Origin of the sequence: Rhodoferax saidenbachensis, assembly GCF_031457975.1 — a bacterium.
GTDB lineage: Bacteria > Pseudomonadota > Gammaproteobacteria > Burkholderiales > Burkholderiaceae_C > Allorhodoferax > Allorhodoferax saidenbachensis_A.
This window is the reverse complement of the sequence record NZ_JAVDXO010000001.1, coordinates 459,674-481,912: the sequence shown is the minus strand read 5'-3', so window position 1 is coordinate 481,912 and position 22,239 is coordinate 459,674. Positions and strand designations below refer to the sequence as shown.

General features: G+C 60.4%; 25 protein-coding genes. 14 read left to right on the top strand and 11 right to left on the bottom strand.

Annotated features, from left to right (window positions below; genetic code table 11):
* Window positions 1–56: 56 nt before the first annotated feature.
* Window positions 57–1,193: an iron-containing alcohol dehydrogenase gene (locus J2X15_RS02370; protein WP_310339119.1), complete on the bottom strand. Its 1,137-nt coding sequence runs from the start codon at window positions 1,191–1,193 to the stop codon at window positions 57–59.
* A gap of 136 nt (window positions 1,194–1,329) precedes the next feature.
* Between J2X15_RS02370 and J2X15_RS02365 the strand changes: the two genes are divergently transcribed.
* On the top strand, window positions 1,330–2,319 hold the full coding sequence (locus J2X15_RS02365) for an alpha/beta hydrolase (RefSeq protein WP_310339116.1): 990 nt from the start codon (window positions 1,330–1,332) through the stop codon (window positions 2,317–2,319).
* Between the two features lie 28 nt (window positions 2,320–2,347).
* A complete protein-coding gene (locus J2X15_RS02360; RefSeq protein ID WP_310339695.1) occupies window positions 2,348–3,211 on the top strand; it encodes a YbgC/FadM family acyl-CoA thioesterase in 864 nt (287 codons plus the stop codon).
* Here J2X15_RS02360 and J2X15_RS02355 read toward each other — a convergent pair.
* Together J2X15_RS02355 and ygfZ are read right to left on the bottom strand one after the other, a co-directional pair.
* The gene (locus J2X15_RS02355; RefSeq protein ID WP_310339114.1) at window positions 3,208–3,843 is read right to left on the bottom strand and encodes a protein phosphatase CheZ; all 636 of its coding nucleotides are present in this window, start codon (window positions 3,841–3,843) and stop codon (window positions 3,208–3,210) included. The genes J2X15_RS02360 and J2X15_RS02355 overlap by 4 nt on opposite strands.
* A gap of 128 nt (window positions 3,844–3,971) precedes the next feature.
* Window positions 3,972–4,907 carry a CAF17-like 4Fe-4S cluster assembly/insertion protein YgfZ gene (ygfZ, locus tag J2X15_RS02350; protein ID WP_310339111.1) on the bottom strand — a complete coding sequence of 312 codons (936 nt, stop codon included), beginning with the start codon at window positions 4,905–4,907 and terminating at the stop codon, window positions 3,972–3,974.
* A 74-nt stretch (window positions 4,908–4,981) separates the two neighbouring features.
* On the opposite strand from ygfZ, the gene mltG reads away from it, so the two are divergent.
* From mltG to J2X15_RS02320, 6 genes are all read left to right on the top strand, one after another.
* Window positions 4,982–5,938, top strand: a complete 957-nt coding sequence (mltG, locus tag J2X15_RS02345; protein WP_310339694.1) for an endolytic transglycosylase MltG — start codon at window positions 4,982–4,984, stop codon at window positions 5,936–5,938.
* A 19-nt stretch (window positions 5,939–5,957) separates the two neighbouring features.
* Complete coding sequence (gene tmk, locus J2X15_RS02340) at window positions 5,958–6,602, top strand: dTMP kinase (RefSeq protein ID WP_310339108.1); 645 nt, start codon at window positions 5,958–5,960, stop codon at window positions 6,600–6,602.
* Window positions 6,599–7,612, top strand: a complete 1,014-nt coding sequence (locus J2X15_RS02335) for a DNA polymerase III subunit delta' (protein WP_310339107.1) — start codon at window positions 6,599–6,601, stop codon at window positions 7,610–7,612. Before tmk ends, J2X15_RS02335 begins: the two co-directional genes overlap by 4 nt.
* Window positions 7,613–7,621: 9 nt before the next feature.
* On the top strand, window positions 7,622–7,984 hold the full coding sequence (locus tag J2X15_RS02330) for a PilZ domain-containing protein (protein ID WP_310339106.1): 363 nt from the start codon (window positions 7,622–7,624) through the stop codon (window positions 7,982–7,984).
* A 70-nt stretch (window positions 7,985–8,054) separates the two neighbouring features.
* Window positions 8,055–8,843 (top strand): TatD family hydrolase, encoded by a 789-nt coding sequence (locus tag J2X15_RS02325; RefSeq protein ID WP_310339104.1) that lies wholly within the window; start codon window positions 8,055–8,057, stop codon window positions 8,841–8,843.
* A gap of 11 nt (window positions 8,844–8,854) precedes the next feature.
* The gene (locus J2X15_RS02320) at window positions 8,855–9,514 is read left to right on the top strand and encodes an ankyrin repeat domain-containing protein (RefSeq protein ID WP_310339101.1); all 660 of its coding nucleotides are present in this window, start codon (window positions 8,855–8,857) and stop codon (window positions 9,512–9,514) included.
* Window positions 9,515–9,602: 88 nt separating this feature from the next.
* Here the strand turns inward: J2X15_RS02320 and J2X15_RS02315 are convergent, their stop codons facing one another.
* The gene (locus J2X15_RS02315) at window positions 9,603–10,520 is read right to left on the bottom strand and encodes an adenylate/guanylate cyclase domain-containing protein (protein ID WP_310339099.1); all 918 of its coding nucleotides are present in this window, start codon (window positions 10,518–10,520) and stop codon (window positions 9,603–9,605) included.
* A gap of 332 nt (window positions 10,521–10,852) precedes the next feature.
* Here J2X15_RS02315 and J2X15_RS02310 point away from each other — a divergent pair, with 332 nt between their 5' ends.
* Complete coding sequence (locus J2X15_RS02310) at window positions 10,853–11,161, top strand: hypothetical protein (RefSeq protein ID WP_310339096.1); 309 nt, start codon at window positions 10,853–10,855, stop codon at window positions 11,159–11,161.
* A 20-nt stretch (window positions 11,162–11,181) separates the two neighbouring features.
* Here the strand turns inward: J2X15_RS02310 and J2X15_RS02305 are convergent, their stop codons facing one another.
* The 5 genes from J2X15_RS02305 to guaB form a co-directional block, all read right to left on the bottom strand.
* Complete coding sequence (locus J2X15_RS02305) at window positions 11,182–12,105, bottom strand: LD-carboxypeptidase (protein WP_310339094.1); 924 nt, start codon at window positions 12,103–12,105, stop codon at window positions 11,182–11,184.
* 10 nt (window positions 12,106–12,115) lie between these two features.
* The gene (gene tadA / locus J2X15_RS02300; protein WP_310339092.1) at window positions 12,116–13,369 is read right to left on the bottom strand and encodes a tRNA adenosine(34) deaminase TadA; all 1,254 of its coding nucleotides are present in this window, start codon (window positions 13,367–13,369) and stop codon (window positions 12,116–12,118) included.
* Window positions 13,366–15,147, bottom strand: coding sequence for a putative bifunctional diguanylate cyclase/phosphodiesterase (locus J2X15_RS02295; protein WP_310339090.1), 1,782 nt, complete (start codon window positions 15,145–15,147; stop codon window positions 13,366–13,368). Before J2X15_RS02295 ends, tadA begins: the two co-directional genes overlap by 4 nt.
* A 136-nt stretch (window positions 15,148–15,283) precedes the next feature.
* Window positions 15,284–16,894: a glutamine-hydrolyzing GMP synthase gene (gene guaA, locus J2X15_RS02290; protein WP_310339088.1), complete on the bottom strand. Its 1,611-nt coding sequence runs from the start codon at window positions 16,892–16,894 to the stop codon at window positions 15,284–15,286.
* Between the two features lie 14 nt (window positions 16,895–16,908).
* Window positions 16,909–18,378, bottom strand: a complete 1,470-nt coding sequence (gene guaB / locus J2X15_RS02285) for an IMP dehydrogenase (protein WP_310339086.1) — start codon at window positions 18,376–18,378, stop codon at window positions 16,909–16,911.
* A 74-nt stretch (window positions 18,379–18,452) separates the two neighbouring features.
* Here guaB and J2X15_RS02280 point away from each other — a divergent pair, with 74 nt between their 5' ends.
* On the top strand, window positions 18,453–18,977 hold the full coding sequence (locus J2X15_RS02280; protein ID WP_310339083.1) for a DUF4124 domain-containing protein: 525 nt from the start codon (window positions 18,453–18,455) through the stop codon (window positions 18,975–18,977).
* A gap of 7 nt (window positions 18,978–18,984) precedes the next feature.
* Here the strand turns inward: J2X15_RS02280 and J2X15_RS02275 are convergent, their stop codons facing one another.
* Together J2X15_RS02275 and J2X15_RS02270 are read right to left on the bottom strand one after the other, a co-directional pair.
* Entirely contained in the window at window positions 18,985–19,332 is a 348-nt protein-coding gene (locus tag J2X15_RS02275) for an RnfH family protein (protein WP_310339081.1), read from the bottom strand.
* The gene (locus J2X15_RS02270) at window positions 19,322–19,765 is read right to left on the bottom strand and encodes a type II toxin-antitoxin system RatA family toxin (RefSeq protein WP_310339079.1); all 444 of its coding nucleotides are present in this window, start codon (window positions 19,763–19,765) and stop codon (window positions 19,322–19,324) included. The genes J2X15_RS02275 and J2X15_RS02270 overlap by 11 nt, the downstream gene beginning before the upstream one ends.
* A gap of 80 nt (window positions 19,766–19,845) precedes the next feature.
* Here J2X15_RS02270 and smpB point away from each other — a divergent pair, with 80 nt between their 5' ends.
* From smpB to J2X15_RS02250, 4 genes are all read left to right on the top strand, one after another.
* A complete protein-coding gene (gene smpB / locus J2X15_RS02265; RefSeq protein WP_310339076.1) occupies window positions 19,846–20,319 on the top strand; it encodes an SsrA-binding protein SmpB in 474 nt (157 codons plus the stop codon).
* A gap of 92 nt (window positions 20,320–20,411) precedes the next feature.
* Window positions 20,412–20,825, top strand: a complete 414-nt coding sequence (locus tag J2X15_RS02260; RefSeq protein ID WP_409034240.1) for a COG4315 family predicted lipoprotein — start codon at window positions 20,412–20,414, stop codon at window positions 20,823–20,825.
* Between the two features lie 20 nt (window positions 20,826–20,845).
* Entirely contained in the window at window positions 20,846–21,382 is a 537-nt protein-coding gene (locus J2X15_RS02255) for a sigma-70 family RNA polymerase sigma factor (RefSeq protein ID WP_310339075.1), read from the top strand.
* Window positions 21,383–21,393: 11 nt separating this feature from the next.
* Window positions 21,394–22,218: an anti-sigma factor family protein gene (locus J2X15_RS02250; RefSeq protein WP_310339073.1), complete on the top strand. Its 825-nt coding sequence runs from the start codon at window positions 21,394–21,396 to the stop codon at window positions 22,216–22,218.
* Window positions 22,219–22,239 lie beyond the last annotated feature (21 nt).

The window sequence follows — 22,239 nt, the reverse complement described above, 5'->3', positions numbered from 1 at the left end:
GATGGCAGTTTAGCCGCGACTTCTATACGCGTCCTTACAAGACCGCTGTGCCAGCGCTACAACGACAGTTCGAGCATCTGGCGGTATTCGTCTGCCGTGGCGATGCGCGGATTAGTTTTGTGACAATGGTCCGCCAGCGCACCAGTGATGATCTGGTCAAACTGCGTGGCTGACACGCCCATCTCTGCCAGGCCTGTGGGCAAGCCCAGGCGGGCGTTCATGTCCCTGATGGCCTCGCCAATGTCACTGGCCGAGCCCAAGCCCATGGCGTGGGCCATACGTTGCAGGCGCTTGTCCTTTTGTACCGATTCGGCCTGCGCATTGAAGGCCACCACCGCCGGCAAGAACATCGCGTTCAATGTGCCGTGGTGCAGGCGCGGGTCCACCCCGCCCAGGCTGTGGCTTAGCGAATGCACGCAGCCCAGCCCTTTCTGGAATGCCATGGCACCCTGCATGCTGGCGCTCATCAGGTTGGTGCGGGCTTCCACGTCGCTGCCGTTCAGCGTGGCGCGGGCAATGTGGGCCCAGGCGCGCTCCAGTCCGTCCAGCGCAATGCCGTCCGCCGGCGGGTTGAACGAAGGCGCCATAAAGGTCTCCATGCAGTGTGCAATTGCATCCATGCCGGTGGCGGCGGTCAGCTTGGGTGGCAGGCCCAGCGTCAGCTCGGGGTCGCAAATGGCGGTCTTGGGCACCAGGTGCCAGCTGTGGAAGCCCAGCTTGCGGTGATCGTCCACGATGAGGATGGCGCCGCGCGCCACCTCGCTGCCGGTACCACTGGTGGTGGGCACGGCAATGATGGGCGCCACGCGCTCGGTGATGCGCACCGAGCCGCCTTCGATGGTGGCGTAGTGCGTCAGCGGGCCTTCGTGCGTGGCGGCAATGGCCACGCCCTTGGCGCAGTCGATCGCCGAGCCACCGCCCACGGCAATCAAGCCGTCGCAGCCCTGGGCCTTGTACATCGCCGCCGCAGCGCGCACGGCGGTTTCCGTGGGGTTGGAAGGGGTCTGATCAAACACGGCCACGATCAGGCCGGGCAGGGCGTCCAGCGCCTTTTGCAAAATACCGGCGGCCTTCACGCCCGGGTCGGTCACGACCAGCGGGCGGGTGATGCCCACACGCTCACACTCTTGCTTGAGCAGGCGCACGGCACCGCATTCAAACTGGATCTGGGTCACGTAGTAAATGAAGGACATGTCATGCCTCCCGACGAGCCGCCTCTAGGGTGGCATGCGCCCCCTTGGGGGGCCGCGAACGATAGTGAGCTTGGGGGTTCATAACTTTTTGGCGTGTAGGATTGAATGAGCCAATGTACCAAGAAGCATCCCAACCATGAGTCACCACCATGACCGCCGCGGCAACCCGCGCAGCCTGCTCACCCCTACCATGCGCGGGGTGCTGGACCGCATCGCGCGGGCCGGTCACGCCCCCATGCACATGCTGAGCGCCCAGCAGGCCCGCACCGCCTATGCAGCAGGCTCCGATGTACTGGAACTGCCCACCCAGAAGATGCACCGTGTGGAGGACTTCACGGTGACCGCGCGCGACGGCTACGCCATTCCTGTGCGCCACTACGCGCCCAGTGGCACTGGGCTGCCGGTATTGGTGTACTTCCATGGCGGCGGTTTTACTGTGGGCAGTGTGGCCACGCATGATGGCCTGTGCCGCCGCCTGGCGCACCTGGCCGGTTGCGCGGTGCTGTCGGTGGACTACCGGTTGGCACCCGAATTCAAATTCCCCACCGCGCATGAGGACGCCTGGGATGTGGTGCAATGGGTAGCCCAAGAGGGCAAAAACCGAGGTCTGGACACGACCCGCATCGCACTGGGCGGCGACAGCGCTGGTGGCACACTGGCTGCAGCCTGCGCCATCGAGGCGTGCAACGCGGGCTTGCCACTGGCCCTTCAGCTGCTGTTTTACCCGGGCTGCGCAGGCCACCAGGACACGCTCTCGCACAGCACCTTTGCCAGTGGTTTTCTGCTCGAAGAGCGGCAGATCAGCTTCTTCTTTGAGCATTACATCCGCAGCGCGGCGGACCGCGACGACTGGCGCTTTGCGCCGCTGAACGGCAAGGACACCAATGGACACGAGGTGGATCTGGGAGGCGTAGCCCCCGCTTGGGTGGGCCTGGCCGAGTGCGACCCCCTGGTGGACGAGGGCGTGGCGTATGCCGACCGGCTGCGCCTGGCCGGGGTAGCCGTGGACCTGGAGATTTATCGTGGCGTGGTGCACGAGTTCATCAAGATGGGCCGCGCCATCCCCGAAGCCACCACAGCCCACGCTGATGCGGCCCGCGCACTGCGCAATGCCTTTGGCCTTTGAATCATTCTTTCCAAACACCACCATGACCTTGCAACGCTCCGACTTCCGTTTTTTCCACCGCCTGCGCGTGCGCTGGGCTGAGGTGGACATGCAGCACATCGTCTTCAACGCCCACTACCTGATGTACCTGGACACTGCCATGGGTGACTACTGGCGCGCACTGGCGTTGCCCTACCAGGAGAGCATGGTGCTGCTGGGTGGCGACATGTACGTCAAGAAGTCCACGCTGGAATACCACGCCTCGGCCCGCTACGACGACACGTTGCACATCGGCCTGCGCTGCGCGCGCGTGGGCAATTCGTCCATGGTGTTTGAAGGCGGCATCTTCCGGGGCGACACGCTCTTGGTGTCGGGCGAGCTGCTGTATGTGTTTGCGGACCCCACCAGCCAGACCTCGCGCCCGGTGCCTGATGCTTTGCGCCAAGTGTTTGCCCAGTTTGAGGCAGGGCAAGCCGTGACCCACACCGCGGTGGGCAAATGGGACGACTGGGGTAACCGAATCACGCCGCTGCGCCGTGCGGTGTTTGTGGATGAACAGGCGATTTCCGAAGTTCTGGTGTGGGATGAGGCCGATGCCAGCGCCGTACACGCCGTGGTGCACAACGTCCTGGGACAGGTGGTGGCCAGCGGCCGCATGGTGGTGGAGGCAACCGGTGTGGCACGCATAGGCCGCATGGCCACGCACCAGATGCTGCGCGGCGGCGGCCTGGGCCTGTTGGTGCTCCGCGCCCTGGTACAGGCAGCACGCCAGCGCGGTGATACCGAGGTAATGCTGCACGCCCAGTGCAGCGCTGAAGGTTTTTACCTGGGGGAAGGCTTTGCCCGACGGGGCGAGGTATTTGTGGAGGCGGGCATCGCCCACCAGGAAATGGCGCTGGTGCTAGCCGCTTAAAAACCCAGAGACGCCAACAAATCGTCCACGTCGTCCTGCTTGAGGGCGCTCTCCGCCATTTGCGGGCCTTCCAGCACATGGTTGTCCACGGTCACGGGTTCGTTGTGTTCCGACTTGGCCACAGCAACGGTCCCTTCGGGGGAGCTGTCGATCAGCAGTTGCACCATCTGCATCTCGGTGCGGGTGATGATGTCGATGACCTTTTTGATCACCTGCCCGGACAAATCCTGAAAGTCCTGCGCCATCATGATGTCACTGAGGATGGCCCCTTGCCCTTCGGCAAATTTGGCCGTGCTTTGGGCAAATTTTCCGCACACGACCATCAGACCGCGGGCCTTGTCCACACTCAAATCAGGGGCCGCAGCCAAGCGAGCCAGCGATTCGCCCAGCTCCAAACCGCGGGAGGAGAGATCGTCACACTCTGGTTTTGCCAGATCCACCAAATTCAGCACCTTGTTGGCTGCATCTTCGGTCATCTTGCCCACATAGGCCAGGCGGTCACGGGCGTTGGGGATTTCCTGGACCACGTCGTGCAGCTGGCTGCCGCCAATCACCGCCAAGGCTTCGTGCATCTCGCGCGTAATGGCCCCCAAACGGGCAAAAGCGTCTTCTTTTGATAGCGGCGTTGACATAGGCTGATCCAATTCCTTCCCGGCTTGTAGGCGTGTTACGGCATGTTACGGCGTCTCAATTATGAGTCCACCCAGCGCCTGAACAACGGTCACACCGCAAATATCTGAGGCCTATGCTCCGCCTCTCTTTAAATGTCTTCCAGCAACGGATAGGGCAGAGGTTGCACTTGCAAATCCACTGCCCCCACATGCAATCCGCCTGCGGGGACCGCAGACAGCTGCAAGGACACGATAGCCTGTACCGAACCCTGTGGGGAAGGGGCGGCCTGGACCACCATGCCCACTGGCTGCTCGTCATCTCCGGGCGCAAAGATTTCTTGCCCAGCGGCCACGGGGCCGCTGGCTTGCACCACAAACGCGCGGCGCTTGAGCGTGCCGCGGAACTGGCTGCGCGCCACCACCTCCTGGCCGGGGTAGCAGCCTTTCTTGAAGTTCACCCCCCCCACCGACTCGTAGTTCAGCATCTGCGGCACAAAGGCCTCGAACACGGGTTGGCTGAGGGTGGCGACACCGCTGCGCACCTCGCTCCACAGCCAGGTGTCCAGCGCCAGCGCATCGCCCTGCGGTGCAGCCGCATCGGCCGGCGCCACCCACAGTTGCCGGGGGGTACCGTCGGCAGGGTAGAGGTTCACCACCGTTTCAGTGCCAAAGTCGGCCTTGGCCCACGCAGAATATGCGCCAGCAGCTATATTTTTAATAGCAGATCCGGCCAGGCCATAGACAGCAAAGCGCTCGCTGGCGTCGCTCAGGCGGGCTTTCGCACGCATAACAAACATGGACAGACGCTTGAGCGTGGGAGCCAACAGGTCCTTGCTGCACACCAGCAAGATATCACCCGCCGGGCGCTTGAAGCCGATAAAGCTGGCCTGCATGCGGCCCTTGGCAGAACAAAAAGCGGCCAGCCGTGCACTGTTCAAATCGAGCAGCGCAAAGTCCTGCGTCAACTGGCCATGGAGGAATTTGGCGGCATCGTCGCCCTCAATCTGGATCACGCCCAGATGGTCCAGGCGGGCCACGCCGTTCAGGGTGGGCAAAGTGGTGGCGGGAAGGGTCTCGGTGTTCATGGGCTGAATTATCATTCCCCCTCTTATGACTGACGGGAAGTAGGGCTGTGCGCTTTTTCATTGTTGTGGTGTGCATGGCCGTGCTGGGGCTGCTGGGGGCGGGTTACGCCTGGGTCCAGTCGCCGCTGGATATTCCCGGCGCTTCGGTGGATCTGTCGATTGAACCCGGCTCCAGTGCCCGCGAAGTGGCCGTTGACGTGGCCCAGGCGGGTGTGCGGGTCCAGCCAGCTTTGCTGTACTGGTGGTTTCGCCTATCCGGCAAGGCCCGCAACATCAAGGCGGGCAGTTACGAGTTGCCCGCGGGCACCACGCCACGCAGCCTGCTGCAAAAACTGGTGCAGGGCGACGAAGCCTTGCGCAGCGTGACCCTGGTGGAGGGCTGGACCTTCAAACAGGTACGTGAGGCGTTACGCAAAGCCGACCAGCTCAAACCCAACAGCCAGGCCCTGAGCCCAGAGCAGATCATGGAACAACTGGGCCGCCCCGGCGTGCATCCCGAGGGGCGGTTCTTCCCCGACACCTATACCTATTCCAAGGGCTCCAGCGACCTGGCCGTGCTGCTGCGCGCCCTACACGCCATGGACAAGAAGCTGGACGCCGCCTGGTCCCAGCGCAACCCCAAGTCACCGCTGCAGACGCCGGACCAAGCCCTGACGCTGGCCAGCATTGTGGAAAAAGAAACCGGCAAAACCAGCGACCAGCCGCTGATTTCTGCGGTGTTCAACAACCGCCTGGTGATTGGCATGCGCCTGCAGACCGATCCCACCGTCATCTACGGCCTGGGCGATGCCTTTGACGGTAACCTGCGCCGCGTCGACCTGCAGACAGACAACCCGTATAACACCTATATCCGTGCGGGCCTGCCGCCCACGCCCATCGCCATGCCGGGCAAGGCCGCACTGCTGGCGGCCGTACAACCGGCGTCCAGCAAGGCCCTGTACTTTGTGGCGCGGGGCGACGGCACTAGCCAGTTCAGCAATTCACTGGACGAGCACAATAGGGCGGTCGACAAATACCAGCGCGGCCAATGAACGCACCACCAGGGACGGCATGAGCGGACTTTTCATCAGTTTTGAGGGCATCGATGGGGCAGGCAAGTCCACCCACATCGACGCAACAGCCAAGGCCTTTCAGGCGCAGGGCAGGGTGGTTACCCTCACCCGCGAACCAGGCGGCACACCCCTGGCCGAGCGGCTGCGCCAGATGGTGCTCAACGACAGCATGGACGCCATGACCGAAGCCCTGCTGGTGTTTGCCGCCCGGCGCGACCACGTGCAACAAGTGATTGTTCCGGCCCTGGCCCGTGGCGATGTGGTGCTGTGCGACCGGTTTTCCGACGCCACCTTTGCCTACCAGGGCGGTGGGCGCGGCTTTGACTGGCAGGTGCTGCAGGTGCTGGAGCAATGGGTGCAAGGCTCTGGACTGGGTGAGGCGCAGGCCTTGGTCAAACCCGATGTAACCGTATGGTTTGACCTGCCGCCCGCGGTAGCCGCCACGCGCCTGGCCGGTGCCCGTATTCCCGACAAGTTCGAATCCCAGCCCATCGCCTTCTTTGAAAATGTGGCCGCAGGCTATGCCCGTCGCCAGGCCGAAGACCCACAGCGGTTTGCCCGTATCAATGCCCATCAAACACCCGATGCGGTGTGGCGCGATGTACAAGGCGCATTGCGCCAAGCGGGGCACCTGCGCGCATGACCGACGCACTGTCTGCCACAGCCGCACCCTGGATCCAGGCGCAAACCACCTTGCTGCTGGCCCAGCGCGGCCACGCATGGCTGCTACAAGGCCCGTCGGGCCTAGGGCAGTACAGCCTGGCACTGTCTCTGGCGCGCGCTTGGCTGTGCGAACACGCCACGCCCGCAGGTGCCTGCGGCCAGTGCGGCAGCTGCCACGCCATTGATGTGCGCACCCATGCAGACCTCTGCATGCTGATGCCAGAAACCACCATGTTGGAACTGGGCTGGCCCCTGAGCGAAAAGGCCCAAGGCGAGATTGATGACAAAAAGCGCAAGGCCAGCAAGGAAATCCGCGTCGATGCCATGCGAGACGCGGTGGAGTTTGCCCAGCGCACCAGTGCACGTGGGCGCGGCAAGGTGGTGGTGGTGTTTCCTGCGGAAAACATGAACAACATCACGGCCAATGCCTTGCTCAAGACTCTGGAAGAGCCCGTCGGTAACGTGAAATTCGTGCTGGCCAGCGAATCGGCCCACCAATTGCTGCCCACCATCCGCAGCCGCTGCATTGGCCACACGATGGTCTGGCCGGATGCAGACCAAGCCAAAGCTTGGCTGCGCAGCATGGAGGTGCCAGCCAACCAGGTCGATGGGTTGCTGCAGGCCACCGGCGGCCGGCCCGAAGACGCGCTGCTGTTTGCCCAATCGGGCCGGGACCCCTCAAGCTGGGGGGCTTTCCCCAAGGCCATGGCGCGCGGCGACGTGTTTGCCGTCAAAGACTGGACAGCCCCTCAGGTCATTGATGCCCAGCACAAGCTATGTCATGACCTGATGGCCGTGCGGGCTGGTGCCACGCCACGCTTTTTCCCGACCAAAGAAATCACGGGATTAACAGCTTCCTCCCAGGCCCTGGCCGCCTGGAGCAAGGCTTTGTCGCAGGCCATGAAGTCCATGGACCACCCCTTCAATGCCGGGCTCATGCTTGAAGCGCTTGTCGGACAAGCCCAAACCACTCTAAACTCGGGCCACTAGCACACCACCATGAGCGCCACACCCTCCGCCACCGCCCGCCCCAGCGTTATCCAGCTCTCGATCAAGGAGAAGGCTGCGCTGTATGCGGCCTACATTCCCATGTTCACCGAGGGTGGGGTGTTCATTCCCACCACACGAGAATACGCGCTGGGTGACGATGTGTATGTGCTGCTGTCCTTGCCCGATGACGTGCAACGCTACCCGGTGGCCGGCAAAGTGGCCTGGGTTACGCCGCCCAAAGCCTCCGGTGGCCGCACGCAAGGCGTGGGCATCCTGTTTCCCAAAGACGAAAAGTCGCACGCGCTCAAGCTCAAGATCGAAGAAATTCTAGGTGCCCACATGGCATCCGAGCGCCCCACCCAGACGGTGTGACACCGCAGCGCGAATGCGCTTATGGCCCGCATTGTTTTCATCACAATGCAGCCCCTGAACCTTCTTCATCATGTTTACCGACTCCCACTGCCACCTGACTTACCCTGACCTGGCTGCGTCCTGGCCGGCCATTCGCGACGCCATGGCCGCGGCCCACGTAGACCGCGCCCTGTGCATTTGCACCACCTTGGAGGAGTTTGGTGATGTGCATCGCTTGGCCATGGAAAACGCCCATATCTGGGCCAGCGCTGGGGTGCACCCGGACAACGAAGGTGTGACCGAACCGTCTCTGGACGACTTGCTGCGTCTGGGAGCTTTGCCTAAAGTGGTGGCTGTTGGCGAGACCGGGCTGGACTACTACCGCCTGGGCGAACGCACCGTGGCTGAGATGGAATGGCAACGCGAGCGCTTTCGGGTGCATATCCGCGCCGCACGCCAGCTTCAAAAACCCCTGGTCATCCACACCCGCAGCGCGTCGGAAGACACGTTGGCCATTCTGCGGGAAGAGGGTGAAGACGGCAGCTCCGGATCCGCCGGCGGTGTTTTTCACTGCTTCACCGAAGATCAAACGGTCGCCCAGGCTGCATTGGACCTGGGTTTTTACATCTCGTTCTCGGGCATCCTGACCTTCAAAAGCGCCCAGGACATCCGGGATGTGGCCGCCATGGTGCCCATGGACCGGCTGCTGATAGAAACGGACAGCCCGTATTTGGCGCCCGTGCCATACCGCGGCAAGACCAACAATCCGTCGTATGTGCCCTATGTTGCGAAGCAGTTGGCTGAAATAAAAGGTTGCCCGTTAGAAGAAATGGCCCAGGTTTCCAGTGCCAATTTCACGACCTTGTTCAAACCCACATAAGGCAAGAACATATGAAGTATTGGTTTAAGTTAGCGCTATATCTTTTTGTTTTTATTGGATTTTCTGCGTCTAAGGCAGGATCTTATGAAGACTTTTTCAAGGCCATTGCACGGGACGATGTCGATGGCATCACCCAACTGCTGGCCCGGGGTTTTGATCCCAATACGGTGAACCCCAAAGGCGTACCCGGACTGCTGATTGCCTTGCAGGAGCCATCACCCAAGGTGGCGGCCGTTTTGCTGGAGCACCCGGATCTCGAGGTGGAGGTACGCACCGCGCAGGACGAAAGTCCATTGATGCTGGCCGCGCTGCGCGGCTACACCGAACTGTGTGCCAAGCTGATCGAGCGTGATGCCGACGTCAACAAGCCCGGCTGGGCGCCATTGCATTACGCAGCCACCAACAGCCACATCGCGATCATGCAACTGCTGCTGGACAACCATGCCTACATAGACGCGGCATCTCCCAATGGATCCACGCCGCTCATGATGGCGGCCATGTACGGCAATGCTTCGGCCGTCAAGATGCTGCTGGAAGCCGGCGCTGACCCGACTCTAAAGAATGGCATCGGGCTCACCGCAATTGACTTTGCCAACCGGGTGAAGAAAGCCGAGTCTGTGGAAATTCTTGCGGCGTTTATCAGGGCAAGACGGGCCAAGGGCAGCTGGTAGATAGGTACGCAGTTCGGGAGTTGGACCACCACGATATACTTTATACGATGTATATTATGTTAATAAGTATGTGTGTAAAGAAAAGCCTTTATCGCACTGTGAATGACACCGTAGGAACACTGGCATCTGCAAAGGATGCTCCCAACGCCAGCTCCCCTTTGCCATGCAGGACGCACTCTTCACGCCGGAGCAACACGTCAGCACCACCAGCATCAGAGAACCGGACCCAGCTTCCATAGCTGCTGACATCCACCAAAATCACACTACCATTACGCCATTCCAATCGGGCGTGCGTACGTGACACTCGGGGGTCATTCACCACGAACTCCACGTTTTTGACGCGCCCAATGTGGGCGGGTAACTCAAAGGACTTGAACGTCTTATTGACATCCATCCACTGCAACTGCACCTCGCGACCCAAAGCATCTGGTGCATTGAGTAAATCGACTGGATCAAGTTGCGCCTGCATAGTGAGGAAGTCCGAGGGCTCTTCCTCACGCCACTCGATCTGGTGCACATTGCATGGCTCGGCTCGGCCGCGAATATGGATGGGCCCCAGCATCCGAAAGTTGGTGCCACGCACCTCGCGCACCGTATCGAGAGCGCTCGCTGCAGCCCATATTTGATGGGGGCCACACAGATCACACAAGCGCGCAGCCACGTTGACGGCATCACCATAGCAATCCCCAGCCACCATCTCTACTTCACCGGTTGACAACCCGATGCGAATGGGCAAACGAATGTCCGTGGGCAGGCGCATCGTCCGCTTATGGTGCAGTCGTTGAATTTCTACGGCAGCGGACACCGCACTTTGGTTATCCGAAAAAATGACCATCACGCCGTCGCCGAGGGTCTTGATCAGACGCCCGCCATGCCGGGTGCATTGCTGGGTGATCCAGGTGGTGATTTGGGTAACGGTCTCTGTGGCGCGGGCATTGCCCAATGCCTCAAACACAGCCGTGCTGCCATGCAGGTCTGTGAATACAACGGTCGCTTGAACACCCATTCCCAATTGTTCCGGTCTTATGTGGTGCCTGAGTTTAGGGCATTGCGGGCGTGTTGAGAATGAACAAAGTCAGACATACCCATAGAACAGGAAATAGCCCAACTTCGCCTCGCACTTTGGGGCGCTGACGACCAAGAAAGCTGCCTAAGCTGTCACAAAGTCGACTTGCCAAGCTGTCAATATTTCATTTTGAAAAAACCATCCCCATGGAAACCCTGTTGTATCCGCCGCAAAACGCGAGTCAGTCCCTATTGTGGCTGGCATTGCCTTTGCTTAAGGTAGCGGGCGAGTAACTTAAAAATAAAGATATGCGTTGGACTCCATCAAATTTAATGAACAGCCTCATCAAGGCTGGCACCGGTGGCCCGAGAAAACAGGCGGCATCCCTCACGGAAATTCGTGAGGCGATGCTGAATGTATTGGGCGAGCGTGGTGCACAGGCCTATCCAGTGATTCAACTGCGGGTCACCTATGCGGATGACGTACAGGACCTCTGGTACCTTCGCGGCGACGTGATGGCTGCAGTCGCCGATCTGGAGGGCGAATTAGAGGCACGCCGGGCGCTTACCGCCATTAGCACCATGTTCTCTGGGTTGTTACCTCGAGGGTTAACGTCGCGCCTCAGCCCCTTGGAACACTGACTGCACCACGGACGCCGGGGTCAATGCCCCCAGAACAACAGCGCGTCGCGCCCTTCCACTACCAAATCTGCTTTTTTCCCCACAGGTAAAAGCACCTTGGTCTGGACATGGCCGTAGGGCAAATTGGTTAATACCGGCACCTTGGTTTGGCCTCGCAACCAATCCACCACTGATTGCAGCTTGTAGCCCCGGTCATGCGGCGTGAGTTTGTAGCCTGTAAATTGGCCTAAAAGTATGGCCTTCTGCCGACCGATGACTCCAGCATTTAATAGCTGCGTCAGGGTGCGCTCTATGCGGTAGGGGTGTTCGCCAATATCTTCCAAAAAGAGGATACCGCCCTTGATCTCTGGAAAAAAAGGCGTACCCAACATGGAGGCTAACACCGTGAGATTGCCGCCCCAGACCATGGCGCCGTGAACATTCAACGCTTCGACGGCGCCGGGTGTTTTGTCCTGGCGCCAACCCGTGCCCTCCCCCTGCCCCGATACCAGATCTTCGAAGCAGTCCTCCATGATGTCGTCTGGCACTAGGTCGGGTTCTCCTCCAACACCGAACCCCTCGCACAGCGCGGGACCAGCCCAAGTCTCGGCGCCGGTCTTGGCAAACAGCGCTAGTTGAAATGCCGTGAAGTCACTGATCCCGACAAACTGGGTTCCGCGTTCAATGGCCTTGGCCACCGTTTTGTAGCGTATGCCTTGCAGGATTCTGGTCAGCCCATAACCGCCGCGGGAGATCAAAGCAACATCGGCGCCACTGGCCGCGGCACGATGGATGGCGGCAAGGCGCGTACTGTCATCCCCCGCGAATCGTGTGGAGCTGGCCAACGCATCGTTGTCCACGTCCACGTCATAGCCCAAAGTGTTCAGGCGTTTGACGCCACGTTTAAAAGCCACTTTGTCGCGCACAGCGCCCGAAGGGGAGTAGATATAAATTCGCTTTTTCACAAGGTGATTATCAGGCTTGAATATGGGCCAGCAATTTCTGAGCAACTTCATCACCGGCCTCAGGCAAAAAATCTCCTACCTGGGCCAAAGTAGCGGCCGTCAATGCGGTGGCGCTATGCGTTGTATCCAGATGGGACGCCTTCGGCCAAGCGGTTTTAGAACCAGGATGCAAAGCCCTGAGGGCCGCGCAATATCCGGCATCTACAAACGGCGCCTGGTAAGCAAAACGCTCGGCTTCGCTGAGATGAGGCACTTGCTCGGCGACCACCGCGCCCGCGTCTGGCGGCCGGTTCGGCACACCGGGGGAACGGTTTTTCTGTTGGGGCTGAAGGGCGACAACGCCACCAATACGGCCTGGCACTGCCTGCTCCAACGCCTTGGCCAGCTCGCTCCCTTCGCCCTGCCCCACTATGACAACATCGTACAAGCCCATTGACTGAATCAACGCCACTAGCGAATCACGGTGGAACGCCATCGTGTGGAATTCCGGCTTCTTGGGTTTGTCACTTTTCCCGAAACCCACCAAGTCCGGTGCAATTACACGGTAACCAGCAGCCACCAGACTCGGTACCATTTTTCGAAATAAAAAACTCCACGTGGGATACCCGTGTAGGCAAAGAATGGTGCGATTGGAACCGGACAGCCCCTCGTCTAGGTAATGCATTCTCAACCCACCCAATATCGGCAGATCATTAACATAGTGCGGAGCCCAAGGGTAATCGGGTACACCATCAAAACATCGGTCCGGGGTCCGCAGCGCATCCTCTCTCAATGGATAGGCTAAACGCGCTTTCTCGGCTCGCTTCTGTGCAAAGAAGTCATGCAGCAACGAAGCACAAGAAGACGCCAGTACGCCCCCCTCCGCCCGGGCATGGTGGTTCAGGTCGTTGTTGGCAAACACATTGATCACAGAACCGGCCGCACCCGTTTTCGGATCCATTGCGCCAAACACCACTCGCCGTATGCGTGCATGCAGCATGGCGCCGGCACACATGGCACAGGGCTCCAAGGTCACGTATAGGTCACACCCATCAAGTCGGTAGTTGCCCAGCGCGGCAGCCGCGGCACGCAGCGCCACGATTTCCGCATGGGCAGATGGATCGTGGGTGCGAATCGGTGCGTTGCACCCTACTCCCAGCACCACTCCGTCTTTCACCACCACAGCCCCCACAGGAACTTCACCTGCAGCACCGGCATACTGTGCTTGTTCAATGGCCATCCGCATGAAGTGGAGGTCATTGCTCATCAAATCCGCCTCGATCAAGGTGGGTGGTCTCTCGCCTGCAACCACTCCTTAAGAAGTGGGGGCGTCATGGGCCGCGCATACAGGTAGCCTTGACCTTCATGGCAACCGAGCTCACGCAGCCGCTGCGCCTGTTTTTCGTCTTCAATGCCTTCAGCGATCACTGTCAGGTTCAAATTCCGTCCCAACTCAATCACCATGGAGGCGATATGGCCACCGGAGGCGCCATCTTGAATCTCAGACACAAATGCACGATCAATTTTCAGCCGATCAATGGGCAACTGGCGAAGCTGGCTCAGTGACGAGTAACCGGTGCCAAAGTCATCAATCGCAATGGAGATCCCTAGCTCTCGTACCAAATGCAGGGTCTCCAGCATGAAGTCTGCGTCCTCCATCGCCACTGATTCCGTGATTTCCAGCTCCAGGCAACGGGGACTGATACCAGTGTCCAACAAAGCTGCGTTCAGTTTGTCCAAGAACTCGGGGTGGCGGAATTGGATCTGTGAAACGTTCACCGACATTCTCAGGTCCGCAAGCCCCAATGCCTGCAGGCGCACGAGCTCGTGGCAGGCCATGCGCAGAACCCAATCGCCAATCGCCACGATCATGCCCGACGCTTCTGCCAATGGAATGAAGCGGTCGGGCGGCACAAAGGTGCCATCCTCATTGCGCCAACGGATCAAGGCCTCCATGCCGACTACTTTGCCGCTATTCAAGTTGATTTGCGGCTGGTAGACGATGAACAGGCGTTCACTCTCTACTGCGCTACGCAAGCTTTGCAGCAGTCGCACTCGCTCACGGATGTCAGAGCCCATTTCCGAGGAAAACATGACAAAGCTGCCACGGCGACTTTTTTTCGCCCGTTTGAGGGCGATATTCGCGTCTTTCAGAGCGTCACGTCCTGAAACACCTTCCGAGAGATGGTTGGTCAGTCCCATGGTCGCGGTAACGACCATGGAATCATCCTGTACCAAGAAGGGCTCACGGAACATGGCCAGCACCCGCAACGGGTTCACCAGCTGTGTACCGCCCATCAAACCAAAGGTGTCGCTGCCAATGCGTGCCAACACCACCTCTGAACCCAACTCAGCCTTCAGGCGATCGGCCACCGCCTGCAGCAGACGATCGCCTTGCTGGTGGCCCAGGGCATCGTTGATCTCCGAGAAATCGTCAATATCCAGAATCGCAATCACATCGTCCGAGCATCCGCCGGATGCCAAGCGCATCTCACTCAGGTCGATGAACTTGTTTCGGTTGGGAAGACAGGACAGTCGGTCGTAAAAAGCCAGCTCATCCAATTTTCGGATTTGTTCGTAGGCCCGCAATGCCGCGGTCACTGTCGCATAAAGCTTGGTTCTCGTCAGCTCCGACTTGGTTTTGTAGTCATTGATGTCGAAATCGTGGATGGTCTCAATTTCGGGGGCATAGCCGGGCTGGCCGGTGCGCAAGATGATGCGCAACTCCGTGAGTTTGAGCTCTTGGCGGATGGTTTTGACCAAGGCCAAGCCGGCGTCTTCACGTTCCATCACCACGTCCAGCAGAACCACCGCCACATCGCGTTCGGTGTGCAGTATCTTCGTGGCTTCGGATGCGGAGTAGGCATGGAGAAACTGCAGGGGACGCCCCAGTATCTTCACTCCGGCCAAGGCAAATGTTGTCGCCCGGTGCACATCGGGCTCATCGTCGACAACCAACAAACGCCAGACTGCCTCTTTCACACCACCGTCAACGACTTCATCCTCCAAAAAATGAAGGGCGTCGGAGTCTGTGTGGAGGCCCAGCAGATTCTCGGTATTCATGGAAACATTGTGCACCAAGCTTCCATAAAAAAGTCAGCGCCACACAGGGCGCTGACTTCATTTTTTAGGCCCGAAGCATTGAAATGAGAGCCACACCCGGGATAACCCTCAAGCTAAGGGCAGGAATAGCACGGACTCATTCCCACTCGATCGTTGCGGGTGGCTTGCTGCTCACGTCATAGGTGACACGGTTGATTCCACGCACCTCGTTGATGATGCGACCCGACACCTTCTTCAGCAACGCGTAGGGCAACTCGGCCCAGTCGGCGGTCATGAAGTCGCTGGTCTGGACCGCGCGCAAGGCGACCACGTAGTCGTAGGTACGGCCGTCGCCCATCACGCCCACGCTCTTCACCGGCAGGAACACCGTAAAGGCCTGGCTGGTTAACTGGTACCAGGTCTTGCCGGTGGCTTCGTCCTTGAAGTTGTGCAGCTCTTCAATGAAGATCGCGTCGGCCCGGCGCAGCAGGTCGGCGTATTCCTTCTTGACTTCGCCCAGAATCCGCACACCCAGGCCGGGGCCGGGGAACGGGTGGCGGTACACCATGTTGTACGGCAGGCCCAGGGCCACGCCGAGTTCGCGCACTTCGTCCTTGAACAGCTCGCGCAATGGCTCCAGCAGCTTGAGACCCAGCTCGGCCGGCAGGCCGCCAACGTTGTGGTGGCTCTTGATGGTGACGGCCTTCTTGCTCTTGGCGCCGCCGGACTCGATCACGTCGGGGTAAATCGTGCCCTGGGCCAGCCATTTCGCACCCTTGGCACCCTCTCCCTTGAGCTTGGCGGCCTCTTGCTTGAACACAGTGACGAACTCGCCGCCGATGATCTTGCGCTTGGCTTCGGGGTCGCTGACGCCGGCCAGCTTGCCCAGGAACAGATCGGACGCATCGGCACGGATCACCTTGGCGTGCAGCTTGCCGACGAACATGTCCATCACCATGTCACCCTCGTTCAGGCGCAGCAGGCCGTGGTCGACAAAGACGCAGGTCAGTTGGTCGCCGATGGCGCGGTGGATCAGTGCTGCAGCAACGGAAGAATCAACACCGCCGGACAGGCCCAGGATCACTTCTTCGTCACCCACCTGCTCGCGGATGTGTGCCACGGCCTCGCTGATGTAGTCGCCCATCACCCAGTCGGGCTTGGTGGCGCAGATGCCCAGAACAAAGCGGTTCAGCAGCGCCTGGCCTTGCACGGTGTGCGTGACCTCGGGGTGGAACTGCACCGCGTAGAACTTGCGCGCCTCATCGGCCATGCCGGCAATCGGGCAGCCGTCGGTGCTGGCCATCAGCTTGAAACCGGGAGGCAGCTCGGTGACCTTGTCGCCGTGGCTCATCCAAACATTCAGCATACCCTCACCTTCGGGCGTGGTGAAATCGGCAATGTCCTTCAGCAAAGCGGTGTGGCCACGGGCGCGCACGGCGGCAAAGCCGAATTCGCGGGTGCGACCGGTTTCCACCTTGCCACCCAGCTGCTGCGCCATGGTCTGCATGCCGTAGCAAATGCCCAGCACCGGCAGGCCCAGATCGAACACCGCCTGGGGTGCACGGTCGGTCGTTTCTTCGGTCACGCTGGCATGGCTACCGGACAGGATGATGCCCTTCAGATTGCCGTCGGCCGCATAGGCGCGGACCCATTCGTCACTCACATCGCATGGATGGACTTCGCAAAACACATGGGCTTCGCGCACGCGGCGGGCGATGAGTTGGGTAACCTGGGAGCCGAAATCGAGGATGAGGATTTTCTGGTGCATGGGCGGGAGTCCGGTCAATCAGCGCGGTAGTTAGGGGCTTCTTTGGTGATTTGCACGTCATGGACGTGGCTCTCACGGATACCCGCCGTGGTGATTTCCACAAACTCGGCCTTGTTTTGCATGTCTTCAATGGTGGCACAACCGCAGTAGCCCATGCTCGCGCGAATGCCACCTGCCATCTGGAACACGATGGAGACCATGGAACCCTTGTAGGGCACGCGGCCTTCAATGCCTTCGGGCACCAGCTTGTCCGCATTCGGGTTGCCAGTGCTGGACTCTTGAAAGTAGCGGTCTGCGCTGCCCTGCTGCATGGCGCCAATGCTGCCCATGCCACGGTAGCTCTTGTAGCTACGGCCCTGGTACAGGATCACTTCGCCCGGAGCTTCTTCGGTGCCGGCAAACATCCCGCCCATCATCACAGTACCAGCGCCTGCGGCAATCGCTTTAGCGATGTCACCGCTGTAACGGATACCGCCGTCAGCAATCAGGGGAACACCCGTACCGCGCAAAGCCGTGGCCACGCTGTCTACGGCCATGATCTGGGGAACGCCGACACCCGCCACGATGCGCGTGGTACAGATGGAGCCAGGGCCAATACCAACCTTGACGGCGTCGGCACCGGCTTCAACCAGTGCCAAAGCTGCAGCGCCCGTGGCGATATTGCCGCCCACGACATCTACCTGAGGGAAGTTCTGTTTGACCCAGCGCACGCGATCAATCACGCCTTTGCTATGGCCGTGCGCAGTGTCCACCACGATGGCGTCTACGCCAGCAGCCACCAGGGCTTCCACGCGGGCCTCGGTGCCCTCGCCCACACCGACCGCTGCGCCTACGCGCAAACGGCCTGTAGCGTCGCGGGCAGCATTGGGGAAGTTCAGTTGTTTGGTGATGTCCTTGACGGTGATCAGGCCTTTGAGTTCAAAAGCGTCGTTGACCACCAACAGGCGTTCCAGTTTGTGCTTGTTCAGCAGGGCTTTGGCGGCTTCCGGTGTCGTGCCGTCGGGTACGGTGATCAGACGCTCACGGGGCGTCATGATCTCGCGCACGGTTTGGTCATAGCGGGTTTCAAACCGCAGGTCGCGGCCAGTCACGATACCCACCACTTTGCCACCGTCGCAGACCGGAAAACCGGACACACCGAGTTGCTCGGACAGTGCAATCACCTGGCGCACAGTGGTCTCCGGCGTAATGACCACGGGGTCGCGCAGCAGGCCCGACTCGTAGCGTTTGACCTTGGATACTTGTGCAGCTTGCTCCGCAGCGGTCAGGTTTTTGTGAACAATCCCCATACCGCCCTCTTGCGCGATGGCGATGGCCAAACGGGCTTCGGTCACAGTGTCCATGGCCGCAGAAACGAGCGGCAGGTTCAGTGCGATGTTGCGGGAAAAACGGGTGGCGAGGCTGGTGTCCTTGGGAAGGACTTGGGAGAACGCTGGCACCAACAACACATCGTCGAAGGTCAGCGCTTTGCCGAGAAGGCGCATGTCAAAGCTCCAAAAATCAGATTGTACCCGTGTCAATTTGGCCTTGCCTTGCACCGCGCGCTACACTTGCTGATATGAAACCGTTTCACGCACTCCTGGCAGTCGTTTTGGCCTTCTCTGCCGCAGGCGCTTGGGCCCAATGGCAATGGCTGGACAAGGACGGACGCAAGGTCTTCAGTGACCGTGCGCCCGGTGCGGATATTCCCGATAAAAATATTTTGAAACGCCCAGCAGGCCAGCGTGTCGCTCCCGCGGCGCCAGTGGCGAATGCTGAAGATCCCGTAGCCCCTGCCGCGACGGCTGCCGCGCCCGCACTACCTGCCAGCGCCGCCAAGGGAGTCGGCGTGGACAAGGAACTGGAAGCCAAAAAGAAACAGGCGGCCGATGCAGAGGCCGCCAAGAAGAAGGCGGAAGAAGACCGCATTACCAAAGCAAAAATCGAAAACTGCGCTCGCGCCAAACAGGCCAAGACGACTTTCGACTCTGGGGTTCGCGTTTCACGCACCAACGCCGCTGGCGAACGCGAAGTCATGGACGACGCGGCCCGCGCCGCCGAGGCCAAGCGCATTCAGGGTGTCATTGACGCCGACTGCAGGTAAACGGGCTTCAATAACCGGCCTTGGCGCCTGCTCGGCGCTTGGCAAATAACCCTGCCGACTTGGCCCCTTGCTTGGCAAACCGCTCCCGACGCGCCACCTTGGGGTCCACCAGCAAGGGCCGGTACAACTCCACCCTGTCTCCCTGGCGCAGAACGTAGCTGCCGCTGACGCGGCGTCCCCACACTCCCAGCGTCAACCCGTCCACCTCCGTCTGTGGCACATCATTCAGCAGGCCACTTTGCTGAACTGCCGAGCCTGCGGTGCACCCTGGCTCAACCTGCAACAGCTGCTCGCGCACTTCCCGTGGCCGCGAACAATGGACCACGGTGATGGACAGCAAATGGCTATTCCCCATACACCTGCTGCGCACGTTTCACAAAAGCGTCCACCATGCTGGCGGCGATTTTGTCGAACACCGGGCCGACCAGCTTGCCCAGCGTGGCATTGTCAAAACCGTAGTTCAGCGACAGTTCCACCTTGCAGGCACGCTGCGAACCGTCGCCCAGGGGATGAAAATTCCACTGGCCATCGAGTTTAGAAAAAGGCCCTTTGACCAATTGCATACCCACCTGGCTGGACTCGGTATGGGTGTTGCGGGTGGTAAAGGTCTGGTGGATACCGCCGAATGAGATGCCCACTTCGGCCGTCATGCCATCGGCGTTCTGCTCCAAAACCAGCGCGTGGTCACACCAAGGGAGGAACTCGGGATAGTGGGCAACATCGGTCACCAGGGCATACATCTCTTGCGGGCTGTACCAGATCAGAACGGACTTGTGAACAGTTTTCATAGAATGGCAGTCTGCGCGGGATTGTAGACAAGCCCATCAGCGTCTCTTTCTTTCCCGTCTGTCATCCCCATCTGAGTGCAATGGCCAAAAAACCTGAAACCAATCCCCGCATTGCCGATAATAAAAAGGCCGCGTTCAATTACTTCTTCGAGGAGCGCTTCGAGGCGGGCCTGGTGCTGGAAGGCTGGGAAGTCAAGTCCCTGCGTGAGGGCAAGGTGCAACTGACCGACGGCTACGTGGTCGTCCGCAACGGGGAGTTGTTCATCATCGGCCTGCAGATCAACCCGCTGCACACAGCAAGCAGCCACGTGAGCCCAGATAAGGTGCGCACGAAGAAGCTGCTGATGCACAAGGCGGAAATCAAGCGCCTGATTGGCAAGGTGGAGCAAAAGGGCTATACCCTGGTACCTATCAACCTGCACTGGAAAAGCGGCAAGGTGAAGTGCGACATCGCGCTGGCCAAGGGCAAGGCCGAGCATGACAAGCGCGACACCATCAAGGACCGGGAAGGCAAGCGGGAGGTGGAGCGCGCCATGAAAGACCGCAACCGCTAATTTTTTTCAGGGCCAGGGAATAAACCCGGCCCCGCGGGTGTTTATCCGGGGAGCAAGCAACCGTTTGCCTAACCCATTTATTGGAGCACCCCATGAAACTCATCGCCGCACTGACCCTTGCCACCGCCCTGCTGGGCGCCTGCGCCACCATGGCCGACCCTGCCGCTGTCAAAGTGAGCAATGGCCTGCTGAGCGGCGCCAACGGCATGACGCTCTATACCTTTGACAAGGATGTTGCCGGCAGCGGCAAATCGGTTTGCAACGGCCCTTGCGCCACGAATTGGCCACCGCTCATGGCGGCCGAAACCGACAAAGCCCAGGGAAACTACTCCATCGTGACCCGCGACGACGGCAAAAAGCAATGGGCCTTCCAGGGCAAGCCGCTGTACTTCTGGATCAAAGACACCAAGGCCGGCGACACCACGGGCGATGGCGTCATGAATGTATGGCACGTGGTCAAAATGCCAACGCCCATGCCTGCTCCGGCCGCTGGCTCCGCCTACTGACCGGCTGACTGAAACCAGGCATGGACCGTTCCGCCCTTGTGTTGCACATTCCCGGGCTGCGCCGTTATGCGCGCGCCCTGACGGGCAACTCCTGGGCGGCGGACGATCTGGTGCAGGACACGCTGGAACGCGCTTGTTCCAAGTGGCGGCTCTGGCTGCTAGGTACAGACCTGCGGGCCTGGCTATTCACGCTGATGCACAACATCCACGCCAATGACATCCGCCGCGTAGTACGCCAGCAGCAGGCCGCACCCTTGGTGGATGCCGAAGACGCCTTGCACGGCGTGGTGGCGCCCCACTCAGGCGTGGACACAGCCGTGGACCTGCAACGCTGCCTGATGCAACTGCCCGAAGAGCAGCGCTGTGTACTGCTGCTGGTGGCGTTGGAAGACATGGACTATGCCGACGTGGCCCGCATCACCGGTACGCCCATCGGCACGGTGATGTCGCGTCTGTCCCGTGGCCGTGCCCGGCTGCAGGCGCTGCTGGACGCCCCTGCCACCACCCCGACACCGCACGCAGGCGCTGAAGTGCTGAACCTGCACGTTGTCCGCTGATGGAACCCGATATGACCACCCCGCCGCCCTCCTCTGCCCTGTCTGAAGACACGCTGCATGCCCTGGTCGACGGTCGCCTGGACGTGGCCCAACGGATAGCAATAGAGGCACTCTTGGTGCAAGACCCCGAGGCCCAAGCCAGCGTGGCGAGATGGCGTCAGCAGCGCACATTGCTGCAGGGCCTACACGCCGAACTGCTCCACGAAGCGCCGCCTACACACTTGACCCAAGCGGCTTTGGGTGCAGTAGGAGACCCACGGGCGAACGCCGCCTGGCGCTGGGGCGGCTTGGCGGCCAGCATACTGCTGTCGTTCACGGTGGGCTGGTTCGCCCACGGCCAATGGCGCACCACCGAGCAACTAGCCCAACAAACCCCGCGCAAACCCACGGCCGACTTTGTGCGCCAGGCCAGCCTGGCCCATGCGGTCTACGCCCCCGAGGTACGCCATCCGGTGGAAGTGGGCAGTGCCGAGCAAGAACATCTGGTGAAATGGCTGTCCAAACGCCTAGGCCGCCCGCTGAAAGTGCCCGATCTGACGGGCCAGGGCTATGAGCTGGTGGGTGGCCGCCTGCTACCGGGCGACGCCGGAGTGACTGCGGTGAGAGCCCAGTTCATGTTTCAGAACACGGCGGGCGAACGCCTGACGCTGTACCTGGGCGCGGTGCAGGGAGACGGCGCTGGTGTGAACACACAGGAGTCTGCATTCCGTTTTGCCAACGAAGGCACCATCTCCAGCTTCTACTGGGTGGACCAAGGCTTTGGCTACGCCCTTACCGGCCCGGTACCCCGGGACCGCCTGATGCAGCTAGCGCAGACGGTGTACCAGCAGCTGTAGGTAGCGGCCCTCAACCAGTTC